Origin of the sequence: Proteus sp. HMSC14B05 (genome assembly GCF_001808035.1) — a bacterium.
GTDB classification, from domain to species: domain Bacteria; phylum Pseudomonadota; class Gammaproteobacteria; order Enterobacterales; family Enterobacteriaceae; genus Proteus; species Proteus mirabilis.
Genome location: NZ_KV791986.1, coordinates 244,680 through 251,415, shown reverse-complemented (window position 1 = coordinate 251,415; position 6,736 = coordinate 244,680). Strand labels below are relative to the sequence as shown.

Below are 6,736 nucleotides of genomic sequence, written 5' to 3'. Positions count from 1 at the left end.
AAAGCCAACCCACTGGGTTGGCTTTTTTGCGTTTGATATTTTTTATTCTCAATTTTATCCTTTAACTAAGGAAAAGAGTTATTTCAATTGCTGATAGAGTAAACTGCCAGCCGCGGCTCCTGCCACATCATAAGCAAAATCATGCCAGCTCCATCCTGTACCTTGTGGTCGACTATCATAAAGCTCTTTAGCGACGCCTAAACTTATTGAAAAAGATAAGCCAATAACTAATCCTTCTCGATAAGAATAGTTCTGATGATCTGCGTAAGCATTAGCTCCTGCGGAGGCTACCATAGAAAATAAAAAATGCTGTGCTTTATCTTTTCCTTGCCAATTATCATTGGCAACATGAAAGGATTGACAACCATTTAACGTGACGAGTGAAAGTAAAACTATCAGATAGAAGCTATTACGCTTTAGTTTCATATAATATCCACGCCTTATTACTATATCTTGATCGTTAGATATTTGAGCTTAAATCTTAATAAGTTGAAGTATAGTGGATTATAGCGACAAAAAAGCCTTACTTATTTTAAGTAAGGCTTATAAATAGTGCTTAGCAGTATATTTAAATTAGAGTATACGACTAATTAGTCTATCAACACGGATACGCCGTAAACGTTTAATTAATTTTTTCACTTTTAGAGGGTAAAATTTAATACTCTCTAATTGTTGATAGCTTTTAACAATCAGTGTTTTTTCTCTGATACAAGCTAACTCTTTATGGCGTTGTTCATGTAATTCATGATGTGGATCGTGAATTAAGATGGCATTTTCAAGATCTAATCCCCAAGCTCGAGGGTTTAGATTATTACCTGTAATTAATTGCCACTCATCATCAACCCACATGCCTTTTAAATGATAGGTATTATCACCGTCTTTCCAAAGCCTTACTGTTAATTGGTCATTATCAATAAAACGTTGAAAACGTTGGGTGAATTTACGAAGATTAATCTCATACAAATAAGGCAAAGCACCTATTATTTTAAAGGGCTCTTCTGGCGGAATATAAAAGTCATTTGCCGTTTTATCACCAATAATAATCTCAACCTGTTTACCATTTCTCAGTAAATGACTAATTTGGCGCACCAAAATAGCAGGTAAATTAAAATAAGGTGTACAAATAACCAACTTTTCTTCAGTCACGGCCATGAGGTGGGAAATAGTCTTATTCAAGATATTTTTCTTGCCTAAGCCGACCAATGGAGTCACTGTTAACTGATTATTTGAGGCATTTCCTTTAATATCGTAACCATCATGTGTGCGTAAATTAAAGCGGAATTGACGGATACAATTTTTAATTTCTGCACAACGCACTCTCTCTTCTGAATCAAGACGTTGAATAGCATCTGATTGCAAAAGGCTATCGACAATGAATTGCTTCATTGTGTTTGCGAGTTCAGCATTATGAATGATGTGATATCTGTCATAACGGTATTTATCAAGTTTATGCAAATAGACGTTATTAATACTTGCACCACTGTAAATAACCGTATCATCAAAGATAAACCCTTTTAGATGTAATACGCCTAATGCTTCACGTGTATTAACAGGAATACCATAAATAGGGACGTCAACATCAGGATGCTGTTGTGCAACTTTATGATACCAATCTGCATTTGTTGCATCAGCAGAGACACCTATACGACCGCGTTGAGCACGATGCCAATCAACAATAACGGTGATGGAAAGTTCAGGACGTTGTTGTTTTGCGGTATAAAGTGCTTCAAGGATCTCCTCGCCCGCTTCATCATGTTCTAGATAGAGTGCGGTAATAAAAATCTCTTTTTGAGCTTGCGCGATATATTTCAATAAGGTGCTGCGAAACGCGGATGTCTGATAAAGCGTTTCAACATCAGCAACTGACTGAGCTAATTTAGGCAGTTGTGCAAGGTGTTGTTGATGCTTAGCAAGTTTTAGTTTAGACAACATCACAGTGCTTATTTCTCTTGTTTATGATGACTAAAAGAGTCATCTTCTATGTAAAAAATTCTGTAACCGATCTTCTGATCATAACATTAGTTATATAGGATGTACGCATAAAATCATCTTATAGAGTGAATTTCTCTTAGGATGTGTGAATAATCACATTCAGAAATTTTCTATTCGCGATTTTATCACTATACATCACTGAGAGGATCAAGAAGCAAGTTGAGATTGACTATTCCTTCATCAAACTGTACTTCCACAGAAAACCCTAATTTTTTAGCTAGACTTATCATATTACGATTTTCAGGCATGGTAATGGCAGTTAACCGTTTGATGCCATGCGCCTTAGTATAGTTGATTAATTTCATCATTAATTGGTGACCCAGTGTATTACCTTTTAAATCAGAGCGTACCAAGATAGCAAATTCAGCCTGTTGATTATCAGGATCTGCCATAGCTCGAGCAACACCAATAATTTCTGGATCATCGTGAGGGTGGCGAATGGCGACAAAAGCCATCTCACGATCGTAATCAATTTGTGTCATATTAGCGAGATCGTCATGGGTAAATTCGCTGATCTCACTAAAATAGCGATAATAGAGATCTTCTTTGGTCACTTGATTAATAAAGGTTTTTAGTAGAGGTTCATCTTCAGGCAAAATAGGTCGAATAAAACAAGGTTTGCTATCTCTTAAAAAGAAAGTTTCTTCTAATTCATTGGGATACGGGCGAATAGAAAGTTTTTGATGAGGATCGCCTTCGATTGGTGACAGCTCCATAGCCACGTCTAACAAAGTGAAATCATTACCCGATACTAACAACGGATGTATGTCGAGCCTGACAATTTGTGGACAATCTAATAGTAAGTGTGAAACTTGCACCAAAAAATGGCTTAAGCTTAGGATATTCAGTGGTTGTAATGCACTTCTAGGTTGGAGCTTGCCACTTTTTATTGCATTAATAACCAGATAACGAGCTAGCGCCATATTAAGTGGTGGCAAAGCAACGGCAGCTTTTGTTTCGATTTGCCACTCAACGCCTCCTTCTCCTAATAGAATTAGGGGGCCAAAGATGGGGTCTTGTTCAATCGCAACACGTAGCTCTTGGGAGCCTGCACGGTTTGCCATACTTTGTACTAATAGTCCTTGAATTTTCGCTTGTGGGTAAAGCTCGCTTACCCGCTCGATAATGGCATGTGCAGCCGATTCAACTTCATTGCTGTCTCTTAAATATAACATAACCCCCTGAACTTCCGATTTATGAGGTATATCAGGGGAGCGTAATTTCAGCGCGACCGGATAACCTATTTTTTCTGCAATACTGACCGCTTCTTGTGCATTATGAGCAATCCAAGTCGGTAAAGTATTAAAGCCATAGGCTTCCATAATGGGCTGGACTTGGTGTGTATCAAGGCGATACTGTTTTTTGTCGAGAGCGTCTTCAATACAGCGATGGGCTTGCTGGGTGTTCATTTTTATTTCTAAAGGTAATGCCGGCGTTTCCTTTAGTTGTTTTTGGTTTCGGCGGTACTCCACCATATGCATAAAAGCGGTAATTGCGCCTTCAGGAGTGCGATAAGTGGGAATACCCGCTTCACTAAATAATTTACGTGATTGTTGAGATGAATATTCGCCTCCCCAATTAGTAAATAGAGTGAGCCATTTTCTTCTGGGGTGCTTATTAATTGCTTCAATAACTTTTTGTGCTGTTTCAATACTTGGTGCAATAGCACTTGGTGTATGAATTAAGAGTAATGCATCATGATCATGGCTATCTAATAGACAATTCACTGCCCTAATATAGCGCTCTACCGTGGTATCATCACCTAAATTAAGCGGATTACGAATAGCAGATGTGTCTTGCACAATGGCTTGCAATTGTTGCTGAGTATCAGCAGATAATTGTGCTAATTTGCCTGACTGTAAAAATAATTCATCTACGGCCATTGCCGCAGGAGCTGAACCATTGCTGATGATCATCAGTTTCTCGCCTTTTAATGGCGTCATATAACTGAGGGTTTCAACCGCTGAAAACATCTCATGAGTATCTTGTACGCGTAACAGTCCTGCGCGTTGGAAGGCTGCATCATAAGCTACATCATAACTTGGCGTATCGCCTAAGAGTAATTGGGCTTTTTGTGTTCGACCACTTTTTATAACTAGTATTGGCTTATTGCGTGATGCACTACGTGAGGCAGACATAAAGCGCCTTGCATCATGAATATGCTCTAAATGCAGTAATATTGCACTGGTTTTACTATCTCTTGCTAGAAAATCCAGTAAATCATCAACTTGGATATCTTGGTTATCACCTAATGCAATAAAATAGGAAAAGCCAATATTGCGGTAATACGCCCAATCTAGGATGGTGTTAGCTACTGCTGCTGATTGTGAGATAAATGCCAATTTGCCTTTTTTTACAGGAAGGGGTGAAAAGCTGGCATTTAAGCCTTGCCAAGGGGCTAATAAACCTAAACTATTTGGACCTAACAAGCGAATATGGTATTGCTGGCAGAGTGTCTTAATAGCTTGAAATTGTTCTGATTGTGCTGAAAGAACAATCACGGCTTTACAGCCTGATTGACCTAATTGCTCAAGAAGTTCAAGATTGCGGCGATGATGAGTACAGATAATTGCCAAGTCTGGTACTTGGGGGAGTTTATCAATAGAAGGATAAGTAAAAACACCAGAAACAGAATTGCGAGTCGGATTGACTGGAAAGACTGGCCCATTAAACCCACCACTGAGTAAGTTTTTCATCATTGTGGTTCCTGCTCTGCCTACTTTGTCAGAGGCGCCAATCACCGCAATTGATTTAGGACGTAATAGTGCTTCAAGGCCTCGCTGGCTCATATCAACTCCTAAGTTTATGATAAACTGTATTCAATGTAGCTGATTTACTCTTCTTTTGCCTGACGTCTGTCTGGTTTTCCAATTAAATATTGTTGACGAAAGTAACTAAAATGAGAAAAAAGCTGTTGTGACGCTAAATCATCGCCGACATTGGCTAAAATAGAAGCGGCAACTTCAGCGGTACAATGTTGCTCTTCTCTTGCTGCTTGACGGAGCATGTAGTCACATTTACTGGCTTCATTAATTGAAAACAGTGGTAATGCATCAAGGTAGGGGCTTTTACGAAACATTTTTCTCGCCTCTGTCCAAGTGCCGTCTAGTAAGATAAATAGCGGTGGCTTACTGTTTGCAGGTAACTGGTGATAAACTTTTCGCGAAGGAGAAGCATAGCTGTCTGGGAAGACGACATAAGCTTGTCGATGCGGATCATTAATTGCATCAAGTAAGGCTTTTTCAGGCTCGGTACGTGACCATAAAAAGGCAAGTGTATCGGGTAAAACATCGGCAATTAATTTTCCTGTATTACTTGGTTTCATCACTTCTGTATCGTACATCATTAAACAAAAACGGCTTTTCGCGGTTTGATGAATGATGGTGTCACACAGACACTGTTTTTCAGGTAATAAACAAAAAGTGCATCGTTTAACACGAAAGCCTCTGGCTTTATATGGGCGTGTAGAGATAGAAACTCGATATTGACGAAGTCGAGAAACCGCATTGTCATGCATAACAGAAAGACCACAATCATAAATAAAGGAATGAATATTACCATGATCCCCAAAGGTCTACTATCAGTTGTTTTTTATGAAAGTTTATTTACCGTATAGTGGTAGGATTATTATTATTTAATAAATTTTGGTGACTTATGAAGGTAACACAAATCCTTTTTTGTAATAATGAAAATAGTATTACAGATAATGAAATAAAAAACCTATTTAATATCTTTGATACTCAGGTCATTAATAATAGTAGAGTGGATGTTAATCTTGAGACTGCCAAAAATCAAATAAATAAACTCGCTAATGCAGTTAGGAATGGAAGCTCAAAAGATTTGGATTATTTAGTAAATATCATGTTTCATGATGATATAAAAATAAGCTTATATGCAACTAATCAGCTCTACTTAATTTATCCAAAATTAAACAACTCGATAAGAGAAGATATTAAAGAATTAGTCAAATTACTCTATGAAATAAAAATAAAAGAGGATCAAGAGTATTTTAAAGAACGACCTTTATTAAGTGCAATGGCTTGTGAGGAAGCGATTGCTAGACAAAAGGGAAAAGGGGAGAATGTTTTTATCTCAGCGGTTGATAATTATTTAAATATAAAATGTAATGATAGCGTATTGGCCAATAGTAATGAAAGCGTAAGTAATAATAATCGATATATATCTTCATCTGAATTAGAGTCTTGGGCGTCATTTCAACCCTATCAGTGTGATATTTGTTCCTATGAATCAATACTTAAAAAAATAGAAAATAGCAAAGGATCCGCGGAGTTAAAAAATTATGTGGTTTTAGTCAATAATAACCATTGGGTTGCGTTATTGACTTATAAAGATAGCTGTTTTTTATGTGATTCATTGCCCTCAAGCAAAAAAGATGAACGTCATAACTTATTAATTGAACTAGAAAAAAAAGGATTTAATACTATCAATATAGAATATAATCTACAAGAAAATGTACCTAATGGATGTGGTCTTTTGGCGCTTAATTATATTGATAGTTTACATAATGAATGGAATAAATTTAATCATGAAAAAGAAGATGATTTAATATCCACAATAGAAACAGTATTACAAAAAACAGGAAAAGACTTTCTAAACCTAAGTTGTGGTGAGCAAACCACATTTAATCATGATGTTAGGAAAAAATTGATTATGGATACACTTTTTTGTATTGTTAAATCTAATGATGAATGGCTATCTTAGTTATTGATATAAAAGCTATTTT

The 6,736-nt window shown here is 36.9% G+C and carries 5 protein-coding genes; 1 reads left to right on the top strand and 4 read right to left on the bottom strand.

Annotation, left to right across the window (positions count from 1 at the left end; translation table 11 throughout):
* Positions 1 to 78: 78 nt before the first annotated feature.
* The 4 genes from HMPREF3129_RS09915 to HMPREF3129_RS09900 form a co-directional block, all read right to left on the bottom strand.
* On the bottom strand, positions 79 to 426 hold the full coding sequence (locus tag HMPREF3129_RS09915) for a YfiM family lipoprotein (protein WP_012367575.1): 348 nt from the start codon (positions 424 to 426) through the stop codon (positions 79 to 81).
* 147 nt (positions 427 to 573) lie between these two features.
* Positions 574 to 1,932, bottom strand: a complete 1,359-nt coding sequence (pssA, locus tag HMPREF3129_RS09910; protein ID WP_004246096.1) for a CDP-diacylglycerol--serine O-phosphatidyltransferase — start codon at positions 1,930 to 1,932, stop codon at positions 574 to 576.
* 188 nt (positions 1,933 to 2,120) lie between these two features.
* Complete coding sequence (locus HMPREF3129_RS09905; RefSeq protein WP_004252258.1) at positions 2,121 to 4,781, bottom strand: bifunctional acetate--CoA ligase family protein/GNAT family N-acetyltransferase; 2,661 nt, start codon at positions 4,779 to 4,781, stop codon at positions 2,121 to 2,123.
* Positions 4,782 to 4,825: 44 nt separating this feature from the next.
* Positions 4,826 to 5,509: a tRNA-uridine aminocarboxypropyltransferase gene (locus HMPREF3129_RS09900; protein WP_004247414.1), complete on the bottom strand. Its 684-nt coding sequence runs from the start codon at positions 5,507 to 5,509 to the stop codon at positions 4,826 to 4,828.
* A gap of 137 nt (positions 5,510 to 5,646) precedes the next feature.
* Here HMPREF3129_RS09900 and HMPREF3129_RS09895 point away from each other — a divergent pair, with 137 nt between their 5' ends.
* A complete protein-coding gene (locus HMPREF3129_RS09895; RefSeq protein ID WP_060555303.1) occupies positions 5,647 to 6,714 on the top strand; it encodes a C48 family peptidase in 1,068 nt (355 codons plus the stop codon).
* Positions 6,715 to 6,736: the final 22 nt, after the last annotated feature.

What these genes read in the sequence shown, in the direction of transcription:
- HMPREF3129_RS09915 (WP_012367575.1), bottom strand. Translation starts at nt 426, where the DNA reads ATGAAACTAAAGCGTAATAGCTTCTATCTGATAGTTTTACTTTCACTC.
- pssA (WP_004246096.1), bottom strand. Translation starts at nt 1,932, where the DNA reads ATGTTGTCTAAACTAAAACTTGCTAAGCATCAACAACACCTTGCACAA.
- HMPREF3129_RS09905 (WP_004252258.1), bottom strand. Translation starts at nt 4,781, where the DNA reads ATGAGCCAGCGAGGCCTTGAAGCACTATTACGTCCTAAATCAATTGCG.
- HMPREF3129_RS09900 (WP_004247414.1), bottom strand. Translation starts at nt 5,509, where the DNA reads ATGCATGACAATGCGGTTTCTCGACTTCGTCAATATCGAGTTTCTATC.
- HMPREF3129_RS09895 (WP_060555303.1), top strand. Translation starts at nt 5,647, where the DNA reads ATGAAGGTAACACAAATCCTTTTTTGTAATAATGAAAATAGTATTACA.